This window comes from Streptomyces sp. NPDC005574 (assembly GCF_040605435.1).
GTDB lineage: Bacteria > Actinomycetota > Actinomycetes > Streptomycetales > Streptomycetaceae > Streptomyces.
This window is the reverse complement of the sequence record NZ_JBEXCW010000002.1, coordinates 164,226-183,545: the sequence shown is the minus strand read 5'-3', so window position 1 is coordinate 183,545 and position 19,320 is coordinate 164,226. Positions and strand designations below refer to the sequence as shown.

18 protein-coding genes, 1 pseudogene and 1 riboswitch are annotated in these 19,320 nt (G+C 72.6%); of the genes and pseudogenes, 10 read left to right on the top strand and 9 right to left on the bottom strand.

All coding sequences use genetic code 11. From position 1 onward, the window contains the following. Positions 1–114: 114 nt before the first annotated feature. Positions 115–1,110 (bottom strand): bifunctional GNAT family N-acetyltransferase/NUDIX hydrolase, encoded by a 996-nt coding sequence (locus ABZT03_RS02505; RefSeq protein WP_356032396.1) that lies wholly within the window; start codon positions 1,108–1,110, stop codon positions 115–117. Between the two features lie 78 nt (positions 1,111–1,188). Further along, positions 1,189–1,764, bottom strand: coding sequence for a TerD family protein (locus ABZT03_RS02500; RefSeq protein ID WP_121402233.1), 576 nt, complete (start codon positions 1,762–1,764; stop codon positions 1,189–1,191). A gap of 177 nt (positions 1,765–1,941) precedes the next feature. Here ABZT03_RS02500 and arfB point away from each other — a divergent pair, with 177 nt between their 5' ends. Beyond that, the gene (gene arfB, locus ABZT03_RS02495; protein WP_356032392.1) at positions 1,942–2,379 is read left to right on the top strand and encodes an alternative ribosome rescue aminoacyl-tRNA hydrolase ArfB; all 438 of its coding nucleotides are present in this window, start codon (positions 1,942–1,944) and stop codon (positions 2,377–2,379) included. An 82-nt stretch (positions 2,380–2,461) separates the two neighbouring features. After that, a pseudogene (locus ABZT03_RS02490) lies at positions 2,462–3,227 on the top strand (sigma factor-like helix-turn-helix DNA-binding protein). A gap of 15 nt (positions 3,228–3,242) precedes the next feature. Here the strand turns inward: ABZT03_RS02490 and ABZT03_RS02485 are convergent. Together ABZT03_RS02485 and ABZT03_RS02480 are read right to left on the bottom strand one after the other, a co-directional pair. Continuing rightward, positions 3,243–3,722: a GNAT family N-acetyltransferase gene (locus tag ABZT03_RS02485; RefSeq protein WP_356032390.1), complete on the bottom strand. Its 480-nt coding sequence runs from the start codon at positions 3,720–3,722 to the stop codon at positions 3,243–3,245. Positions 3,723–3,944: 222 nt separating this feature from the next. After that, complete coding sequence (locus tag ABZT03_RS02480; RefSeq protein ID WP_356032622.1) at positions 3,945–4,526, bottom strand: flavin reductase family protein; 582 nt, start codon at positions 4,524–4,526, stop codon at positions 3,945–3,947. A 377-nt stretch (positions 4,527–4,903) separates the two neighbouring features. Here ABZT03_RS02480 and cdgB point away from each other — a divergent pair, with 377 nt between their 5' ends. Together cdgB and ABZT03_RS02470 are read left to right on the top strand one after the other, a co-directional pair. Then, positions 4,904–6,559 (top strand): diguanylate cyclase CdgB, encoded by a 1,656-nt coding sequence (gene cdgB, locus ABZT03_RS02475; RefSeq protein WP_356032387.1) that lies wholly within the window; start codon positions 4,904–4,906, stop codon positions 6,557–6,559. Positions 6,560–6,681: 122 nt separating this feature from the next. Next, positions 6,682–7,632, top strand: a complete 951-nt coding sequence (locus ABZT03_RS02470) for a CBM35 domain-containing protein (RefSeq protein ID WP_356032385.1) — start codon at positions 6,682–6,684, stop codon at positions 7,630–7,632. Positions 7,633–7,647: 15 nt separating this feature from the next. Here ABZT03_RS02470 and ABZT03_RS02465 read toward each other — a convergent pair whose 3' ends face one another. The 3 genes from ABZT03_RS02465 to ABZT03_RS02455 all read right to left on the bottom strand — a co-directional run bounded on the left by ABZT03_RS02465 (position 7,648) and on the right by ABZT03_RS02455 (position 10,894). Beyond that, positions 7,648–8,577 carry a 1-phosphofructokinase family hexose kinase gene (locus ABZT03_RS02465; protein ID WP_356032382.1) on the bottom strand — a complete coding sequence of 310 codons (930 nt, stop codon included), beginning with the start codon at positions 8,575–8,577 and terminating at the stop codon, positions 7,648–7,650. Between the two features lie 116 nt (positions 8,578–8,693). Further along, positions 8,694–9,911: an N-acetylglucosamine-6-phosphate deacetylase gene (gene nagA / locus ABZT03_RS02460; protein ID WP_356032380.1), complete on the bottom strand. Its 1,218-nt coding sequence runs from the start codon at positions 9,909–9,911 to the stop codon at positions 8,694–8,696. Then, positions 9,911–10,894, bottom strand: coding sequence for an ROK family protein (locus tag ABZT03_RS02455; protein WP_356032378.1), 984 nt, complete (start codon positions 10,892–10,894; stop codon positions 9,911–9,913). The genes nagA and ABZT03_RS02455 overlap by 1 nt, the downstream gene beginning before the upstream one ends. A gap of 153 nt (positions 10,895–11,047) precedes the next feature. Between ABZT03_RS02455 and ABZT03_RS02450 the strand changes: the two genes are divergently transcribed. From ABZT03_RS02450 to otsB, 3 genes are all read left to right on the top strand, one after another. Next, a complete protein-coding gene (locus tag ABZT03_RS02450) occupies positions 11,048–12,265 on the top strand; it encodes an extracellular solute-binding protein (RefSeq protein ID WP_356032619.1) in 1,218 nt (405 codons plus the stop codon). A gap of 40 nt (positions 12,266–12,305) precedes the next feature. After that, positions 12,306–12,539, top strand: a complete 234-nt coding sequence (locus ABZT03_RS02445) for a DUF3263 domain-containing protein (protein WP_356032376.1) — start codon at positions 12,306–12,308, stop codon at positions 12,537–12,539. A 552-nt stretch (positions 12,540–13,091) separates the two neighbouring features. After that, a complete protein-coding gene (gene otsB, locus ABZT03_RS02440; protein WP_356032374.1) occupies positions 13,092–13,961 on the top strand; it encodes a trehalose-phosphatase in 870 nt (289 codons plus the stop codon). On the opposite strand, the gene ABZT03_RS02435 is transcribed toward otsB, so the two are convergent. Beyond that, positions 13,949–15,430, bottom strand: coding sequence for a trehalose-6-phosphate synthase (locus tag ABZT03_RS02435; protein ID WP_356032372.1), 1,482 nt, complete (start codon positions 15,428–15,430; stop codon positions 13,949–13,951). The genes otsB and ABZT03_RS02435 overlap by 13 nt on opposite strands. Positions 15,431–15,548: 118 nt before the next feature. Next, complete coding sequence (locus ABZT03_RS02430; RefSeq protein ID WP_356032370.1) at positions 15,549–16,493, bottom strand: glucosyl-3-phosphoglycerate synthase; 945 nt, start codon at positions 16,491–16,493, stop codon at positions 15,549–15,551. 160 nt (positions 16,494–16,653) lie between these two features. Beyond that, a riboswitch (SAM riboswitch) is annotated at positions 16,654–16,808 on the top strand. A gap of 15 nt (positions 16,809–16,823) precedes the next feature. Here ABZT03_RS02430 and thrC point away from each other — a divergent pair. The 3 genes from thrC (at position 16,824) to ABZT03_RS02415 (ending at position 19,170) form a co-directional block, all read left to right on the top strand. Continuing rightward, positions 16,824–18,107, top strand: coding sequence for a threonine synthase (thrC, locus tag ABZT03_RS02425; RefSeq protein WP_356032368.1), 1,284 nt, complete (start codon positions 16,824–16,826; stop codon positions 18,105–18,107). Between the two features lie 138 nt (positions 18,108–18,245). Further along, on the top strand, positions 18,246–18,521 hold the full coding sequence (locus ABZT03_RS02420; RefSeq protein WP_356032366.1) for a MoaD/ThiS family protein: 276 nt from the start codon (positions 18,246–18,248) through the stop codon (positions 18,519–18,521). Between the two features lie 442 nt (positions 18,522–18,963). After that, a complete protein-coding gene (locus tag ABZT03_RS02415) occupies positions 18,964–19,170 on the top strand; it encodes a cold-shock protein (protein WP_007493268.1) in 207 nt (68 codons plus the stop codon). Positions 19,171–19,320 lie beyond the last annotated feature (150 nt).

Genomic DNA, 19,320 nt, shown 5'->3' with positions numbered 1-19,320 from the left:
ACCGCACCAGTTCACACGAACACACGCGTTACCTCGGTTCACACGAGCACGCCGACCGCACCGGTTCACGCGACCTCACCAGTCGCACCGGTTCACACCACCCCCGGGCCACCGTCAGCTCGGTCGCTGCGCGTCCCACTCCCCTCCCCCGGCCGTCCCGCTCCCCTCCTGTTCCCAAGCGGTGAGCAGCCTGGCCAGACCGGGCGGCCACACCGGCTCCGCCTCCTCGGCGAGTTCCTCCCGGCTCCACCAGCGTCCGCTGAGGATGCCGTCCTCGGCCTGTGCGGCGGCCAGTCCGGGGCCGGCGGGCTCGCGGTGGGGGCCGTGGGCGACGTAGATGTGCTCGTGCTGGCGGATGTGGACGTGAAATCGGCTGAAGTCGTGTTCCCAGGTGCACAGCAGCGGGCCCGGCTCCACGTCCGTCCAGCCGGTCTCCTCGCGCAGTTCGCGCTGGGCGCCCTCGCGTGGGGTCTCGCCCGTCTCCAGGCCCCCGCCGGGCAGCGCCCAGTGCACGCCGGTCTCGGGGTTGTCGTACCGGAAGAGGTAGACCGCGCCCTCAGGGTCGACCACGGCGACGCGGGCCGCCGGGCGCGGGGTGCGCAGCGTCTTGCGCAGCACCGCGCAGGGGCGGCCGCGACGGCGGTCGGGGCGGTGGGCGACGACCTCGTAGCCGAGGGCGGTCCAGAAGGCGAGGGCCCCGGGGTTGTCGTCGAGGACGGCGAGACGGACGGCGGTGCGGTCCGCCGCCCGGAGGCGGTCCTCGACCAGGGCGGCCAGCCGCCGCCCGTGCCCCCGCCGGTGTGCGCCGGCGTCCACCATCAGCAGCCCGATCCACGGGTCCGGATCGGCGGGGTCGGGGTGGTGGGCCAGGGTGACGGCGATCCCGGTGAGCCGCCCGGACTCGCGGGCGAGCAGGACCTCCACGTCCGGGTCGGCCAGTTCGTCGGCCAGCGCCGTCGCCACCTGCTCGGGCCGGATGTCGTCCGGGTCGGGGAAGTCGCCGCTGAGGGCGTGGAACTCGCGGTTGGAGGCGTACAGCGCGGTGAGTTCGGTGAGGAGGGCGGCCGGCAGGTCGCGGTCGGAACTGAGGGCGAGCGGCTGGAGGATCACGCCCGGCAACCTATCGCGGGGCACGCCGAAGCCCCCGGCATCCGCGCGGCCGGGGGCTTCGTCGGGGCGGGGCGGGCGTCAGACGCTGACGCCGAAGTCCTGCGCGATGCCGACCAGGCCCGAGGCGTAGCCCTGGCCGACCGCGCGGAACTTCCACTCCGCGCCGTTGCGGTACAGCTCGCCGAAGACCATGGCCGTCTCCGTGGCCGCGTCCTCCGAGAGGTCGTAGCGGGCGATCTCCGCGCCGCCGGCCTGGTTGACGATGCGGATGTAGGCGTTGCGGACCTGGCCGAAGTTCTGCGAGCGGTTCTCCGCGTCGTAGATCGAGACCGGGAAGACGATCTTCTCGACGTCGGCGGGGAGGCCCGCCAGGTTGACGTTGATCGCCTCGTCGTCGCCGGCGCCCTCGCCGGTGCGGTTGTCACCGGTGTGGACGATGGTCTGGTCCGGGGTCTGCTTGTTGTTGAAGAAGACGAAGTGTCCGTCCGAGTAGACCTTGCCCTGGGGGTTGACCGCGATGGCCGACGCGTCCAGGTCGAAGTCGGTGCCCGTGGTGGTGCGGACGTCCCAGCCGAGGCCCACGGTGACGGCGGTCAGGCCCGGAGCCTCCTTGGTGAGCGAGACGTTGCCACCCTTGGACAGGCTTACAGCCATGGTTGGGAGTCCTTTCCTAGTTTTGCGTACGGAAGTACGCCAGTACGGCACGAAGCTACCGCTACCCCTAGGAACGCAGAGAGGGGTACGCAGGGTTCCAGCTCTCTTTACTTTCTTTACCCGACTCTTTCGCCGCCCGGGATAATCGGGTGACGCGGACCGGACAGAACCGGGAACATGGACGTCATGTCCGGTCCCTATCTCATCCGCGGCTCCGTCTCGCTCCCCGAGGCCGAGCTCCTGTGGCGTTTCTCGCGGTCGTCCGGGCCGGGCGGACAGCACGTCAACACCAGCGACTCCCAGGTGGAGCTGCGCTTCGACGTGGCGAAGACCGAGGCGCTGCCCGAGGTGTGGAAGCAGCGGGCCCTGGAGCGGCTGTCCGGGCGGCTGGTCGACGGGGTCGTCACCGTCCGGTCCTCCGAGCACCGCTCGCAGTGGCGCAACCGCGAGACCGCCGCCGTACGCCTGGCGGCGCTGCTCGCCGAGGCGACCGCCCCGCCGCCCAAGCCGCGCCGTCCCACGCGCATCCCGCGCGGCATCAACGAACGGCGGCTGCGGGAGAAGAAGCAGCGCTCGGACACCAAGCGCGGCCGGACCGGGCGGGACTGGGGATAACGCCTCCGGGCCGACCCGCCGTCCCGCGCCCGCCGTCCCGCGCCCGCCGTCCCGCGCCCACTTCGAAGCCCACCCGGGCCGGCTGCGGGCGTCACCCACCGCATGCTCGGCTCGCTCACCGAGGCCGACGACGCCGTGCGGGAGACATGGCTGCGGCTGAGCCGCTCCGACACTCGTGACATCGCCCACCTCGGCGGCTGGCTGACGACGGTGACCGGACGGGTCTGCCTGGACATGCTGCGCTCGCGCCGGTCCCGGGCCGAGGACCCCTCGATGTCACGGCGCCGGTGCCGTCCCGGCCGCGGGCCCCGAACAGGACGCGCTCCTCGCCGACCCGGCGGGCGTCGCCCTGCTGGTCGTCCTGGAGGCCCTGACGCCCGCCGAACGGCTGGCGTTCCTCCTGCACGACCTGTTCGCGGTGCCCTACGACGACATCGCGACCGTGCTGGGGCGCTCCCCGGAGGCGTCCCGGCAGCCGGCCGGCCGGGCCCGGCGCCGGGTGCGCGGGGCCGGGACGCCGGAGGCCGGGCGGCGGGAGGTCGTCGAGGCGTTCCCGGCCGCAGCCCGGGACGGCGACTTCGAGGGGCTGGTGAGGGTCCTCGACCCGGACGTGCTGGCGCGCGGCGCGGCCGGGGTGACCGCGGGCGCGGCGGCGGTGGCGGGTGGCGCGAGAGGTTTCGCCCACCTCGCCCGTCTCGCGCGCCCCCGTCCTGGTCGACGGGGCGACCGGCCTCGTGGTGCCGGCCGGGGACCGGGTGGAGCGGGTGGTGATCTCCACGTTCGTGGGGGAGCGGATCGCCGTCATCGACGTCGAGAGGGACCCCAAGCGGGTTCCCGCCTCGGCGTGACGCCGCTCGGAGGGGTCAGGTGAGCCGCGACAGCTCCAGGACCCCGACGGGCTGGTCCCCGCTCGTCTCCCCGGTGCGGCGGAAGCCCAGCCCGAGGTAGAAGCCCTCCGGACCGGTGGGCCCGGGATGCCAGGTGACGTAGAGCTCCTTGCCGCCGCGGCGGCGGATCTCCTCGGCCACCGACCGCACGGCGAACCGGCCGTAGCCGCGGCCCTGTTCGCCGGCGGCGATGTTCAGGCGCCACAGACCGGAGCGGACGGAGGTGCCGTCGCCGTTCCAGTCGATGTCGAGGAAGGCCATCAGGAAGCCGACCGGGCGGTCCCCGTCGACGATCAGCCGGGGCCAGGCGAGGTCCGCGCGGACGTACGCCTCGGCGAGGGACTCCGCGACGGGCTCGACCGCGTGCTCCTGGTCGGGGCGCACCCGTACGCCGAGGGCGGCGGCGAGGTTGTGCCTGGTGATCTCTTCGAGGCGGGGCCCGCACCTGGTCGTCATGTCCGCACCCTAGGAGGGCGGTTCACCGGCGAGCGACGGAATTACGGCCCCCCGAGGCCCCCTTGCGGGACGGCCGGGCGCGACGGCCTCCCGTGCGGTCCACCCGTGACGGCTCCCGTACAGGCCACCTGTGCGGGCCTCCCGTGACGGCTGCCCCTGCAGGCCACCTGTGCGGGCCTCCCGCAGTCGGCCTCCCGCGACGGCCGCCCGTATCGGCCCTCCTCAGCCCAACTGCCGGTAGCGCCCCCGGAAGTACGTCAGGGGGCCGCCCTCCGCGCTCGGGACCCGGGCGGTCAGTACGCGGCCGATGACCAGGGTGTGGTCGCCCGCCGGTATGCGCTGCTCCGTACGGCACTCCAGGGTGGCCAGGGCGCCGCCCACCAGGGGAGCGCCGGACACCTCGCCGCGTACGTAGGGGATGTCCTCGAACAGCAACCGGTCGCTGATGCGGCCCTTCATGGCGAAGCGGCCCGCGATGTGCCGCTGGCTCTCGGAGAGGACGGAGACGCCCCACAGGGGCTGCTCGTCGAGGAGGTCGTCCATGCGGGAGCCGTCGCGGAGGCTCACCATCACCAGGGGCGGGTCGAGGGAGACGGACAGGAACGCGGTGGCCGTCATGCCGACGTCCTCGCCGTCCGGAGCGCCGGGGTCGTCAGGGTCGAGGGAGGGCTCGAGGGCGGTCACCAGGACCACGCCCGCCGCCAGCCGGGACATGGCGGCGCGGAACTCGTCGTTGCTCACCCCCTCAGCATGCCCGGCGGCGGGCACGGGGGTGGCGGGGGGCGCGGCGGGGGGAGTCTTCAGCACGCCGGAAACGCTAGTGCCCGCCGTCCGCGCCCCGCATCGGGCCTCCGGCCGAGGCCGGACCTAGGACCGGCCTAGGACCTCCCTCGGCGGGGTGTGTGGACTTCCCCCGGACGCGGTGGGTACCCGGGCGTTACCGTACGTGCACCATCTCCCCGCCCGGGGAGAAAAACAGCGTTCAGGAAACGCACAGGAAAACCGCAGAAAGCCCACTCAATTGTTCATCTCTAGCTGTGACTTGAGTCACAAGAGACGTTAATTGTTGACCCTGTGTACCGAGTGGGCAGCGCGCTGTGATTCAGTGGCGGAGAAACTGCCAGGACGATACGCCGAAGAGAACCCTTGATTCGCTGCGAGGTCTCGGGGGGAGGGCGCACATGGAGACCGAGTCGGAACCCTACGTCCGCCTTGCGTCCCTGCGACAGCTGCACCAGGCCATGGCCGAGATGAACACGGCACGCAGCCTCGCGGACACACTGCAGACCGTCTCGGACGGCGTGGTCAGCGCCCTCGGGTACGAGCTGGCGTGCGTCAACCTGGTCCGCCCCGACGGCGACCTGGTGGTCGCCGCCTTCTCCGGCAACCAGGCCGCCGAGGCCCTCATCACCGGGCGGGTCGGCTCCCGCGATTCCTGGGAGCGCCGGCTCGGCATGGGCGAGCACTGGGGCGACCTGGTGTTCATCCCGCACACCGAGGGCTGGGTCCTCGACGACGACGACGTACCGCAGTGGTACACCGACGGACCCGCGCCCCGCTTCGAGGACGAGTGGCACCCCTCGGACCGGCTGTTCGCGCCCATGTTCACGCCCGGCGTGCAGGGCGGCGCCTGCGGCGAGCTGATCGGCGTGCTCTCCGTGGACCGCCCGCGCAACGGCCGCCGGCCGGGCGCGTGGGGTCGGGAAGCGCTCCAGATGTACGCGTTCCAGGCCGCCATAGCGATCAGCAACGCGCGCCTACGGGCCAACATGCAGCGCGCACTGGTCAGGCTCGAAAGGGACCAACAGGCCCTGCGTGCCAGCGAGGAGAGCTTCCGGCAGGCCTTCGAGTACGCCCCCTCCGGCATGGCCATCGCCGAGATGGGCGGCGACCAGCACGGCCGAATACTGCGCACCAACGACGCCCTGTGCCGCCTGCTCGGCCGGCCCGCCTCCGCGATGCGCCGCTACTCCTTCTCCGACCTCGTGCACCCCGAGGACATAGGCACGCTCCTGCGGACCTCCGCCGAGGGCGGCCGCGCGGAGCTCAGGCTCGGCCGCCGCGACGGCACCTACGTCTGGGTCAGCATGCGCAACTCGGTCGTCGCGGACGCCGCCGACGGGCCGCGCTTCCTGCTCACCCACGTCGAGGACATAGAGGAGCGCAAGCGCCGCGAGCTCCAGCTCGCGCACCGCGCCTCCCACGACGCGCTCACCGGACTGCCCAACTCCGCCGAACTGCGCTCCCGCCTCTCCTCCCGCCTGTGCCAGCGGGCCGGCCACTCCGCCGCCCTGGAGTCCCTGGACGCGGCCTTCGGTCATCCCGTCTACGCGGTGAGCGGCGAGGACTTCGACGACTACCGGCCGGCCGCCGAGGCGCTCGACGCCTACGACCACCACGTGCACACCGCCGCCCCCGAGGACGGGCGCGACGAGGGCGCCAAGGGGCTCGCCGTCCTCTTCTGCGACCTCGACGGCTTCAAGTCGATCAACGACCGCTTCGGTCACAACGCCGGTGACGCGGTCCTCATCGAGGTCGCCCGGCGGCTGTCGAACGGGGTCCGCGACGGCGACACGGTGGCCCGGCTCGGCGGTGACGAGTTCGTCGTGCTCGCCGACGGGCTCGGCCGCGCCGACGCCCAGGACCTCGCCGTACGCCTGCGCAACGAGATCATCCAGCCCATCCGCGTCGACGGCCGGGCCGTGCGGGTCGGGGCCAGCTTCGGCATCGGCTGGGCGCACTGCGGAATGACGGCGGACGAGGTGTTGAAATCCGCTGACGAGCGGATGTACGTAGAGAAACGATCTCGTCCCAAACAGCACAGACGCGCGGGATGATCCCCAGGTCAGCGAGTTGATGCGAGCGGAGTCACCCGTTTGGGCCACGGGGAGCGGGTAGGCTCGCCATTCTGACCACACGTATCGCGACCGACCCGCACCTGTTTGAGGAGTACCAAGGGATGACGTCCGGCAACAACGGCGCGACCCCGCCCGAGGACGACGACCCGTTCGGCTACCTCTACGCCGACGGACAGGCCAACGGGGCGCAGCCGCCGTCCGGCGGAGGCTACGGCTACCCGAACTCCGTCAACCGGGTGCGCGCCGTCGGCCAGCGGCAGTACGGCCAGCAGGCGACCACCGCGCAGTACGGCCAGCCCACCGTGCCGCAGCAGCAGGGCCCGCACGGCCAGCAGGCCGCCCACTACGCCGCGCCCGAGACGTTCCCCGGCGGCGGCGCGCCCACGTCCCCGCAGCAGTCGTCGCACGGCGGCGGCCGAGGCCGCGGCCCCAACACCAAGGGCCTGCTGATCGGCGCGATCGCGGTGGTGGCGGCGGTCGTCATCGGCATCGTGGTGGCCATGGCGAACGGCGACTCCGGCGGCGGCAAGAAGAACGAGGGCCAGGCGTCCACCGCCCCGTCCACCTCGCAGAGCAGCCAGCCGAGCCCGTCGAACAGCAACAGCGAGGCCAGCGAGGAGAACCTGCCGACCATCGACGCGAAGGCGCTGCTGCTCGGTGGCGGCGCCGCGACCGCGTCCGACGTCAAGGGCGCCAAGGCCGACGGCGGCGTCTACGTGACCGGCTTCAACACCACCGGAGCCTCGGTCACCTGGAACGTCAGCGGGATCCCCAAGGGCGGCAAGTACAGCCTCTACACCGGCTACAGCGTCCCCGGCAAGGACGCCACCGCGACCCTCACGATCAACGGCACGGCCTCCGACTCGCCGGTCGGCCTGAAGAACTACGCGAAGGCCGGCGAGGGCGACTACGAGAAGGGCTGGACGAAGACCTACAACTACATCCAGCTCAACAAGGGCACCAACACGATCAAGGTGTCCTGCGAGAACGGCAACCAGTGCGACGCGCTGCTCGACCAGATGTGGCTCGTCAGCGGCTGGGTCGACTCCTAGGAGCTGTCCGGCCGGTCACGCCGCGCCGGCCTCGCTCGTCACCCTTGTCCGGGGCAGCAGGTTCTCGTAGGTCGTCCGGCTGAACTCGCCCGCCACCGGTGCCAGGACCGTCGCAGTGGACAGAGCGACCGCGCGGGCCAGGCGGTCCGGCCAGGGCAGGTGGTCCGCCAGGCCCGACAGCAGGCCGGCGACCGCGGAGTCGCCGGCGCCCGTCGGATTGCCCCGGACCCGGGCCGGCGGGGCGGCGCGCCAGCGGCCCTCCGGGGTCACCGCGAGCAGCCCGTCGGGGCCCAGGGAGGCGACGACGGCGTGGGCGCCGCGTCGCCGGGCGTCCCGGGTGGCCTGCAACGGCTCGTGTGAGCCGGTCAGTTCGGCGAGTTCCTCCGCGTTCGGCTTCACGATGTCGGGGCGCGCGGCCACCCCGCGGCGCAGCGGTTCGCCGCCGGTGTCCAGCAGCACGGGGACGCCCGCCGCCCTCGCCACCCGTATCAGTCCGGCGTACGCCCCCACCGGCACCCCCGGCGGCAGGCTGCCGCACAGGGCCACCGCCGAGGCGGACGCGACGAGTTCGCCGTACGCCCTCTGGAAGGCGGCCCATTCGGCCGGACCGACCGACGGGCCGGGTTCGTTGAGCTGGGTGGTGTCGCCGCTGCGCTCGTCCACGACGGCGACCGTGCGCCGGGTCGCACCGGCGACCGGCAGGAGCGCGTCCACCACCCCCGGCACGGCGGCGAGCCGCTCGCGCACCGCGCGCCCGGTGGCACCGCCCGCGAACCCGGTCGCCGTCACCTCGTGCCCGAGGGCCGCCAGGACGCGGGCCACGTTCAGGCCCTTGCCGCCCGGGCGTTCGGTGACCTCGGACACCCGGTGGGAGGCGTGGGGCAGCAGGGCCGGCACGCGGTAGGTGAGGTCGAGGGCGGTGTTCAGCGTGACCGTGAGGATCACCTGGGCGACCTCCCCCGACGGTGCGTGCGCGTGCCTGTCCGAGGCTCGATCATGCCAAAGAGACGGCGCTGCTCCCAGCCCCCGGATCGGCCACCGTCTCCCGGTTCGCGTACGGATCAGGCCAGTTGGGGATCGACCACCCACGCGCCGCGGCGCATCACGCCCCGCAGGTTGAAGCCGGCGTCCAGCAGGACCAGGTCGGCGTCCTTGCCGGGTTCCAGGGAACCCACCGTGTCGTATCTCCCCAGCAGGCGGGCCGGGTTGGCGGACAGGGCGGCCACCACGTCCTCGACGGCCAGCCCGTCGACCGTCACCGCCCGCTGGAAGGCGCGGTCCAGGGTGAGGGTGGAGCCCGCGATGGAGCCGCCCTCCACCAGGCGGGCCACGCCCTCGCTGACCTCGACCTCCAGCGGGCCGAGCTGGTAGCGGCCGTCGCCGGCGCCGGCCGCGTCCATGGCGTCGGTGATGAACGCGACCCGTGCGGCGCCCGCGTGATGGAACGCCAGCTGGAGGGAGGCGGGGTGCAGGTGTGTGCCGTCGTTGATGAGCTCGACGGTGACGCGCTCGTCCTCCAGGAGGGCAGCGATCGGGCCCGGGGCGCGGTGGCCGATCTGGGGCATCGCGTTGAACAGGTGCGTCGCGACCGTCGCGCCCGCGTCGATGGCCTCCACCGTCTGCTCGTACGTGGCGTCCGTGTGCCCGACGGCCGCGATCACGCCGTGCTCGGCGAGCAGCCGTACGGAGTCGAGGCCGCCGGGGAGTTCGGTGGCGAGGGTGACCATCCTGGCCTGCCCGCGCGCCGCCTCGATCAGCTTGCGGACCTCCGCCGGGTCCGGGTCGCGCAGCAGCCGCTCGGAGTGCGCGCCCTTGCGGCACGGCGAGATGAACGGTCCCTCGAAGTGGATGCCGGCGATGTCGCCCTGCTCGGCGAGCTCGGACAGGAGCCCGGCCTGCCGGGTCAGGAAGTCCATGTCGTCGGTGACGGTGGAGGCGACCAGGGTGGTGGTGCCGTGCAGACGGTGGGCGCGGACCGCGGTGAGGACGTCCTCGGCGGGGCCGGAGAACGACGTGCCGCCGCCGCCGTGGTTGTGGATGTCGACGAAGCCGGGGACCAGCCAGTGGCCGCTGACGTCGATGATGTCCGCGCCGGCGTCGGCCTGCGGGGCGTCGGGGGCGATGCGTCCGCCGTCGACGGTGATCCGGCCGTCGTCCACGACGCCGGTGGGCAGCACCACGCGGGCGCCGGTGAGCACCCGCCGGGTGGCGCCGTCCGCGGGCCGCGGGTGGGGCGTGGCTGGTCGCGCAGTTCCCCGCGCCCCTGGTGGGGTGGCCATCAGGTTGTTACCTCCGGCGTCGTAGGAGTGGACGTGACGGTCAGCAGGTCCCGGGCGAGCAGTCCGGCGCCGAGGCAGCCGGCCGTGTCGCCGAGTGCCGCGGGGACGAGGGCCGGCAGTTTCTGGAAGGTGACCCGCCGCCGGACGGCGTCCCGCAGCGGTGTGAACAAGGTTTCCCCCGCCTCGGCGAGGCCGCCACCGATGATGAGCGTGCGCGGGTCCAGCAGGGTGAGCGCGGTGACGAGTCCGTCGGCCAGCGCGTCGACGGCGTCCTGCCAGACCGCCCGCGCCCGCGGGTTCCCGGACCGGGCGGCCTCGGCGCAGCCCGCCGCGTCCGCCGCGGGGTCTTCGGAGGCCGCCGACCACGCCTCGCTGACCGCCGCCGCGGAGGCGTACCGCTCCAGACAGCCGTGCTGCCCGCAGGGACAGGGGGCGCCGCCGGGGCGTACGACGATGTGGCCGATCTCGCCCGCGAAGCCGTGGGCGCCCGCCTCGACCTGTCCGCCGATGCCGATGGCGCCGGCGATGCCGGTGCCCAGCGCCACGAACAGGTAGCGGTCGGCGCCCCGGCCGGCGCCGACGCGGCCCTCGGCGAGTCCGCCGGTGCGCACGTCGTGGCCGAGGGCGACCGGTATGCCGCCGAGCCGCTCGGAGAGCAGGTCGCGCAGGGGTACGTCCCGCCAGCCGAGGTTGGCCGAGTAGGCGGCGACGCCCTTCTCCGCGTCGACGATGCCGGGCACGGCGAGGCCGGCGGCGGCCGCGGGTTCGCCGAAGTGCTCGACGCCGTAGGCGCGCAGTTCGGCGGCGAATTCGAGGATCGCCTCGACCACCGCGTCCGGTCCGCGCTCGCGTCCGGTGGCGCGGCGGGCCTGGTGCAGCAGCGCGGGGCGCCCGGCCGGGCCGCCGGAGGGCGCGGCGCTCGCGTCCGCGAGGGCGGCCTTCATTCCGGTGCCGCCCACGTCGAGGGCGATGACATGTCTCACGGGTGACAGTGTGGCGTGTGGACCCGTAAGAGGTCTAGTCCACTACGTGGTGTAGACCTTATGGTCGAGTTCCTGAAAACTTTCGGCAGGGTTGGGGCGAGCGAAGTGCAACGGCGAAGGACGGGAACGATCGCGGCGGTGTCCGCGCTGGGCATGACCGCGGTCCTCGGCGGCTGCGGACTCTCCGGCGGCTCCGGCGAGGTCACCCTCAGGCTGGTCGCGGCGGACTACGGCGACAGCGCGGCGAACGGGTCCGGGAAGTACTGGGCGAAGCTCGTCGCGGAGTACGAGGCCGGCCACCCGGACGTGAAGGTCGACGTCAGCGTGTACTCGTGGAACGACGTGGACCGCAAGGTCGAGGAGATGGCCGACGCGGGCCGGCCCCCGGACATGGCACAGATCGGCGCCTACGCCGACTACGCGGCCAAGGGCCTGCTCTACACGGCCGACGACCTGCTCTCCATCACCACGCAGGCCGACCTCGTCTCCCAGCTGGCGAGCGCGGGCCAGGTCAACAACGTGCAGTACGGCATGCCGTTCGCGTCCTCCACGCGCCTGATGTTCTACAACAAGACCCTCTTCGCGAGGGCCGGCATCACCCCGCCGAAGACGTGGGGCGAGCTCGCGAGTGACGCGGCGGCGCTCAAGGCGGACGGCGTGAAGTACCCGTACGCGCTGCCTCTGGGCCCGGAGGAGGCGCAGGCCGAGTCGATGCAGTGGATGCTCAGCGGCGGAGGCGGCTACACCGACCAGCTCGGCACCTACCAGATCGACTCGACGCAGAACATCGACACCTTCACCTGGCTCAAGGACGACCTGGTCGGCAAGGGCCTGACCGGGCCGGTCGCGCCCGGGAAGCTGAACCGCGCCACCGCGTTCGCGGCCTTCGCCGACGGCCAGGTGGGGATGCTCAACGGGCACCCCTCGCTGATGAAGAGCGCCGCCGCGAAGGGCGTGAAGTTCGGCATGGTGCCGATGCCGGGCGCCCAGGCGCAGAGCAAGGTGGCGATGGGCGTCGCCGACTGGATGATGGCGTTCAAGAAGAACGGCCACGCCGAACAGGTCGGTGACTTCCTCGACTTCGTCTACAGCAAGAAGAACGTGCTCGCCTTCTCCCGTGAGTACGACCTGCTGCCGGTCACCAACTCCGCGTCCGAGGTCATGGGCGGGGCGAAGCGGGACGCGGACCTCAAGCCGTTCCTCACCGAACTGCCGCTCTCCGAACTCCCGCCGGTCGGCAAGACCTCCTGGGCCGACGTCAGCGCGGACGTGAAGAAGGAGATCGGCCAGGCGGTCGCCCCCGGCGGCGACCCCGCCTCGATACTGAGCCGGCTCCAGACGACGGCGTCGACCGCGCAGAACGCCGAGTAGCCCCGGCGTGCTGTCGGTGGCGGGGACTACCGTGCGGAACATGGACCAGGAGCAGCTCGGCCGCCGCGAACAGGACGTCCTCGCGCTGGAGCGCCGCGGGTTTCCCGGCCCCGGCGCGAAGGAGCGCGCGATACGCGAGGAACTGGGACTGGCGCCGGTGCGCTACTACCAGCTGCTCAACGCCCTGCTGGACGACCCGCGCGCGCTGGCCCACGACCCGGTGACGGTCAACCGCCTGCGCCGGGTCCGAGAGGCGCGCCGCGCCGAACGCTGAACCGCCCGGCGCTCCGGCCGAGGCTCGGCCGCGGGCCGCTGCGGAGCCGGGCCGAACGCTGAGCCGCCCGGCGCTACGGCCGCCGCTCGGTAACCGGGCTGCCCCGGAGCCGCCCCGCCCGGTGTTCCGGCCGCGGGCCGCTCTGGAGCCCGTCCGAGCGCTGAGCCGCCCAGCGCTACGGCCGCCACTCGGCACCGGGCCGCCCCGGCCTGCGCCCCGGCCGCTGGCCCGCGGCGGGGCCAGTCACGGGCCGGCCCCGCCCCGCTCCGGTCACGGCGCGCCGAATCCGAGAGGCGCGCCGGGTCGAACGCTGAGCCGCCCGGCGCTCCGGCCGCGGCTCGGCCGCGGGCCGTTCCGGAGCCGCCCCGTCCGGCGCCCTGACCCGAGGCCGGGCACGGGCCGGCCCCGCCCGGACCCGGGCCGCCCCAGGCCCGTCACGGGCCGGCTCCGACCCGGCCCCGGGCCGCTCGGGACCGGTCATGAGAACAGGTCCGGAGGAGGTCCGGAGAATCCAGGAGCGTGTCGTCGGTGACTCGTGGATAGGGTCCAGGCATGGGTAGCCACAACGACTCCACGGACCCCGCAGAGCCCCTCCGCCTCCCCGAGCCCTCGACCCGGCAGGGGCGGGACGGGCTCGCCGGCCTGCTGGCGCGGCCCGGCCGGGCGGTGATCGCCCTCGACTTCGACGGCACGCTCGCGCCGATCGTCGCCGACCCCGAGCAGGCCCGCGCCCACCCGGACGCCGTACCCGCGCTGGCCCGGCTCGCGCCGAAGGTCGCCTCGGTGGCGGTGGTCACCGGCCGCCCGGCCGAGGTCGCCGTCCGGCACGGCGGCTTCGCCGGTGTCCCCGGCCTCGAACACCTCGTCGTCCTCGGCCACTACGGCGCCGAGCGCTGGGACGCCGTCACCGGCACCGTCACCGCCCCGCCCCCGCACCCGGGGGTCGCCGCCGTCCGCGCCGAACTGCCCGGGCTGCTCGACGCGGCCGGGGCCGGCCAGGGCACCTGGGTGGAGGAGAAGGGCCGGGCGGTGGCCGTGCACACCCGCCGAGCCGCCGACCCCCAGGCCACCTTCGACGCCCTGCGCGCCCCTCTGGGCGACCTGGCCGCCCGGCACGGCCTCATCGTCGAACCCGGCCGTCTGGTCCTCGAACTGCGGCCGCCGGGCATGGACAAGGGCGTGGCGCTGCTCGACCACGTCCGCGACACCGGCGCGGCCTCGGTCCTGTACGCCGGCGACGACCTCGGTGACCTGCCCGCCTTCACGGCCGTCGACAAGCTCCGCTCCGACGGCACCCCGGGGCTGCTGGTGTGCAGCGGCAGCGACGAGGTGGCCGAACTGCGGGAGCGGGCGGACCTGGTGGTCGACGGCCCGGCGGGCGTCGTGGCACTGCTCGCCGGGCTCGCCGCTCAGCTGGGCTGAATCTCCCGCAGCGCGGTCAGCTGCTCCAGGAACCACTGGGCCGGCGGGAGCGCGGTGGCGGCCGCGGCGAGCCGCTTCGCGCGCTCACCGCGCTCGCCCTGCGGCATGCGGAGCGCGGTGTGCAGCGCCCGCGCCGTCTGGCTCACGTCGTAGGGGTTGACGACGATCGCGTCCTCGCCCAGCTCCTCGTACGCCCCCGCCTCCCGGGACAGCACCAGCGCGCACCCCTCGTCGGAGACGAGCGGTACCTCCTTCGCCACCAGGTTCATGCCGTCCCGGATGGGGTTGACCAGAGCCACGTCGGCGAGCCGGTAGGCGGCCAGGGACCGCGCGAAGTCGTCCTTGACGTGCAGCACGACCGGGGTCCAGCCGGGCGTGCCGTAGCGGGAGTTGATCTCCTCGGCCACCCGCTGCACCTCGGCCGTGTAGTCCCGGTAGACGGCGAGGTCCTGCCGCGAGGGGTAGGCGAACGCCACGTGCGTCACCCGTTCGCGCCACTCGGGGTGGTCGTCGAGCAGCTGCCGGTACGCCAGCAGGCCCCGCACGATGTTCTTCGACAGCTCGGTGCGGTCCACCCGCACGATGGTCCTGCGCGGGCTGCCGTCCGGGGCCGTGCCGATCTCGCCGCGCAGCGCCGTGATCCGCTCCTCGACGTCCGTCTCGTGGGCGCGGGCGCGCAGGAACTCGGCGTCGGCGCCGAGGCCGTGCACCCCGATCCGGGTCCGGCGCCCGGACGCCCCGCCGCCGTGCGTGAGCGTCCGCGGCCCCTGCTGCGGCCACTCCCGCCCGATGCCGTCGTCGAGGGCCTGCGCGCACTCGGCGAAGGCGGTCGCCCAGCGCCAGGTGAGGAAGCCGAGCTGGTCGGCGCCGAGCAGGCCCCGCACCAGCTGGGCCCGGATGTCGTCGGGCAGGATGCGGAAGTAGGCGTCCGGCGCCCACGGCGTGTGCGAGAAGTGTGCGATCCGCAGGTCGGGGCGGAGTTCGCGGAGCATGCCCGGCACCAGGCACAGGTGGTAGTCCTGCACGAGGACCGCCGCGCCCTCGGCCGCCTCCTGCGCCAGCGCCTCGGCGAAGGCCCGGTTGTAGGTCTCGTACGACGCCCACTGGCGGCGGAACTCCGCGCCGAAGACGGGCTCCAGCGGGGTCTGGTACAGCATGTGGTGGACGAACCAGAGCACCGAGTTGGCGATGCCGTTGTAGGCGTCGGCGTGCACGTCGGCGGGGATGTCCAGCATCCGTACGCCGTCCTCGCCGACCCCGCGCCGGACCGCCTCGCGGTCGCCGTCGCCGAGGGCGGAGCACACCCACAGGGCGCCGGCGTCGGGCCCGATCGCGGACAGGCCGGAGACGAGCCCGCCGCCGCCACGCCTGGCGTGCAGCGAGCCGTCCTCACGCACGTCGTAGGAGACCGGGCCGCGGTTGGACGCGACGAGTACCTGGGCGCCCTGAGCAGCGCGGGTGGAAGCCATACGCCTCAACCTAGCCCGGCCCGTAAACGCTCAAACGTGCGGTCCGACGTACGGCGGCGGGGTCCGGGGCCGCGCCCGGACCGGCCCGGTGCGCGCACGGCCCCCGGACCCGGCCCGGTCAGGCCACCTTGCGGGTGGCGTACTCGGCGATCTCCACCATGGGCGGCCGTTCCTCGGTGTCCACGGAGTACGTGCGCGGCTCGAATCCGTCCTCGCCCCGTTCGAACTGGGTGAGGGAGGGGCGGATCAGGTGGCCGCGGGCCAGCCGCAGCTGGGCCGTGCGGTAGATCGCGGCGGCCATCCGGCCCAGCGCCTGGCCGTCCTGGTGGCGGTGCTTGCGCACCCCGACGTCGACCTGGGCCAGGGCGTCGAGGCCGACCAGGTGCAGCGCGTCGACCAGCATGCCCAGCTCCACGCCGTAGCCGACCGGGAACGGGAGCTGTTCCAGGAGGGAGCGGCGGGCCGCGTACTCGCCGCCGAGCGGCTGCACGAAACCGGCCAGCTGGGGCCAGTGCATGTTCAGCAGCGGGCGGGCCATCAGCTCGGTGACCCGGCCGCCCTGGCCGGCCCGGCCGCCGAGCGGGCGGTCGTACATCGCCTTGACGAGGTCGACGCCGGGATCGGTGAGCAGCGGCCCCACGATCCCGGAGACGAAGTCGGAGGAGAACTCCTTCAGGTCCGCGTCGATGAAGCAGACGATGTCCCCGCCGGTCACCAGGAGCGAGCGCCACAGGACCTCGCCCTTGCCCGGCACGGGCGGGATGTGCGGCAGGATGTCGTCGCGGTGGACGACCCGGGCGCCGGCCGCGGCGGCCACCTCGGAGGTGCGGTCGGTCGACCCCGAGTCGACGACGACTATCTCGTCGACGAGCGGGACCTGATGCATGAGGTCGTGACGGATCACGGCGACGATGTCACCGACCGTCTCCTCCTCGTTGAGCGCGGGCAGCACGACGGAGACCGTCTGGCCCGTCATGCGTTTCGCGGCCAGGATCTTGTGCAGCGGGCGACTGGTCATGGACCAGGAGCGGGTGCTCAGCCAGCGCTCGACTTCTTCCAGCACGGTGCGCGGCTCCTCTGCGTTCTGTCGGCGAGAAGTGGATCAGCTGTGATCCATCTCGCGGTGCGGACGACTCTCTCAACTGTCCTGGCCTTCGGTTACAGTCTTGAACAACGCTGATGACCATCGCATGTCGGGGGTCGTTGCGCGTACAACTACATACCGCTCATCCAGAGGGGCAGAGGGATACGGCCCGTTGAAGCCCCGGCAACCCTCCAGCCGGTCTCGTGGATCACTGTTGATCATCACGCGAGGCTCCCGGCTAGGGAAGGTGCCAAATCCGTCTCATGGCGAAACGCGTCGTGAGGAAGATGAGGAAAGGGCCTCGCCTCCATGGCTGTGCAGACCGTTGCAAGCACCACCGACTCCGTAGACCTCGGCCCCGCTGCCGCGCTCTCCTGCCGCGAATGCGGCCACCGCGTGCCCCTCGGCCCGGTCTTCGCCTGCGAGGAGTGTTTCGGCCCGCTCGAGATCGCCTACGACTTCTCGGCCTACGACACCGAGGAACTCCGCAAGCGCATCGAGGCGGGACCGGCGAACATCTGGCGGTACGCGCCGCTGCTGCCCGTCCCGGCCGACGTGGCGGACAAGCCCAACATCAACCCCGGCTGGACCAAGCTCGTGCGGGCCGACAACCTGGCCCGCGAGCTGGGCGTCGACGCCGGCAGGCTGTTCGTCAAGGACGACTCCGGCAACCCGACGCACTCCTTCAAGGACCGTGTCGTCGCGCAGGCCATCGAGGCCGCCCGCGCCTTCGGATTCACCACCCTGTCCTGCTCCTCCACCGGCAACCTGGCCGGCGCGGTCGGCGCCGCCGCCGCCCGGGCCGGTTTCCGCTCCTGCGTGTTCATCCCGCACGACCTGGAGCAGGGCAAGGTCGTCATGGCCGCGGTGTACGGCGGCGAGCTCGTCGGCATCGAGGGCAACTACGACGACGTGAACCGCTTCTGCTCCGAGCTGATCGGTGACCCGGCCGGCGAGGGCTGGGGCTTCGTCAACGTCAACCTGCGGCCGTACTACGCCGAGGGCTCCAAGACGCTGGCGTACGAGATCTGCGAGCAGCTCGGGTGGCAGCTGCCCGACCAGCTCGTGGTGCCGATCGCCTCCGGCTCCCAGCTCACGAAGATCGACAAGGGTCTTCAGGAGCTGATCGGGCTCGGGCTGGTCGAGGGCAGGCCGTACAAGATCTTCGGTGCGCAGGCGGAGGGCTGTTCCCCGGTGTCGGTGGCCTACAAGGCGGGCCACGACGTCGTCCGGCCGCAGAAGCCGGACACCATCGCCAAGTCGCTGGCCATCGGCAACCCGGCCGACGGGCCGTACGTCCTGGACATCGCGCGCCGCACGGGCGGCGCCGTGGAGGACGTGAACGACGAGCAGATCGTGGACGCCATCCGGTTGCTCGCCCGGACCGAGGGCATCTTCGCCGAGACCGCCGGCGGCGTGACGGTCGGCGTCACGAAGAAGCTCATCGAGAGCGGTCTGCTGGACCCGACCCTCACGACGGTCGTGCTCAACACGGGTGACGGCCTCAAGACGCTGGACGCGGTGGCGGACACGGGACTGACGGCGACCATCCGCCCCAGTCTGGAGTCGTTCCGGGACGCCGGTCTCGGCTAGTCGTCGTCCGTCACCCGCGCCGCCCGCCCGTCGCCCGTCCGCGCGGGCGCCGGGGCCGGCCGCGCCACGCGGCGGAGCCGCACACCCACGGGGCCCCGCGCCCCCTTCAGGGTTCCATCCGACCGGAGGTCACACCGTATGAGCGTCAACGTCCGCATCCCCACCATCCTGCGCACCTACACCGGCGGCAAGGCCGAGGTGACGGCCGAGGGCGGGACCCTCGGCGAGGTCATCACGGACCTGGAGAAGAACCACACCGGTATCGCCGCCCGGGTCCTGGACGACCAGGGAAAGCTGCGCCGTTTCGTCAACGTGTACGTGAACGACGACGACGTGCGTTTTGAGCAGGGGCTGGAGACGGCCACCCCCGACGGCGCCGGCGTGTCGATCATCCCGGCCGTGGCCGGCGGCTGACCGAGGCCGATCATTACCCTCGGTAATGCCGATCACCAGGAGTTCATGTGATTGCCCCCTCCGCGAGAGAAGCGGAGGGGGCAATTCTGTATGGTTGAGCGCGGTACAGTTGGGGAACCCGCGGTCTTCCGCATGACGGACGCATATGAGTTCAGGCTCCGCGTGCGACGATAAATGGCCAAAGTGTGCGGGTATTTTGCGCCATTCACTCCTTTTGTGGAGCCCGACTTGCCCTGAGTTCGGGCGAATTCTCCGTACATTCCCGACCGGTCATGCCTGGAATTCTCGTCCGATTGACCTGTTGCAGAGGGCAGTTGGGCAGATACATTCGGCCGCGGTCGACGCGTTCCGGCGCACGCCCCCGTCCATGTGGGGGGGTGAGGTCTGACCCGGATCCGCGAAGTGCGGGTCCGCGCAAGGGCCAGTAATAGGGGAGTTAGGCATGGCTCAGGGCACCGTCAAGTGGTTCAACGCGGAGAAGGGGTACGGCTTCATCGCGGTCGACGGTGGTGCGGATGTTTTCGTCCACTACAGCGCGATTCAGATGGACGGCTACCGCACCCTGGAAGAGGGTCAGCGAGTCGATTTCGAGATCTCGCAGGGCCAGAAGGGGCCGCAGGCGGACATGGTCCGACTGGCGACCGGCTGAAGCACGCGCCGACTGACAGCGTCGTTCTTCTGTTCTTCTTCGGAGGGCTCGTATCCCATGGGGAGTCATGGGTTACGAGCCCTTCGGCGTGTCCGGGACCCGCTCGCACGCCGATCGCGCGCCGTTCGCGCCCCGCGGAGCGCCCCCTCG

Bases quoted from the DNA above. Each gene is read 5' to 3' on its own strand.
- ABZT03_RS02420 (WP_356032366.1), top strand. From the start codon at position 18,246: ATGAGCGTCAACGTCCGCATCCCCACCATCCTGCGCACCTACACCGGC.
- arfB (WP_356032392.1), top strand. From the start codon at position 1,942: ATGGACGTCATGTCCGGTCCCTATCTCATCCGCGGCTCCGTCTCGCTC.
- nagA (WP_356032380.1), bottom strand. From the start codon at position 9,911: ATGGCCACCCCACCAGGGGCGCGGGGAACTGCGCGACCAGCCACGCCC.
- otsB (WP_356032374.1), top strand. From the start codon at position 13,092: ATGGGTAGCCACAACGACTCCACGGACCCCGCAGAGCCCCTCCGCCTC.
- ABZT03_RS02435 (WP_356032372.1), bottom strand. From the start codon at position 15,430: ATGGCTTCCACCCGCGCTGCTCAGGGCGCCCAGGTACTCGTCGCGTCC.
- ABZT03_RS02415 (WP_007493268.1), top strand. From the start codon at position 18,964: ATGGCTCAGGGCACCGTCAAGTGGTTCAACGCGGAGAAGGGGTACGGC.
- thrC (WP_356032368.1), top strand. From the start codon at position 16,824: ATGGCTGTGCAGACCGTTGCAAGCACCACCGACTCCGTAGACCTCGGC.
- cdgB (WP_356032387.1), top strand. From the start codon at position 4,904: ATGGAGACCGAGTCGGAACCCTACGTCCGCCTTGCGTCCCTGCGACAG.
- ABZT03_RS02485 (WP_356032390.1), bottom strand. From the start codon at position 3,722: ATGACGACCAGGTGCGGGCCCCGCCTCGAAGAGATCACCAGGCACAAC.
- ABZT03_RS02445 (WP_356032376.1), top strand. From the start codon at position 12,306: ATGGACCAGGAGCAGCTCGGCCGCCGCGAACAGGACGTCCTCGCGCTG.
- ABZT03_RS02470 (WP_356032385.1), top strand. From the start codon at position 6,682: ATGACGTCCGGCAACAACGGCGCGACCCCGCCCGAGGACGACGACCCG.
- ABZT03_RS02500 (WP_121402233.1), bottom strand. From the start codon at position 1,764: ATGGCTGTAAGCCTGTCCAAGGGTGGCAACGTCTCGCTCACCAAGGAG.
- ABZT03_RS02450 (WP_356032619.1), top strand. From the start codon at position 11,048: ATGACCGCGGTCCTCGGCGGCTGCGGACTCTCCGGCGGCTCCGGCGAG.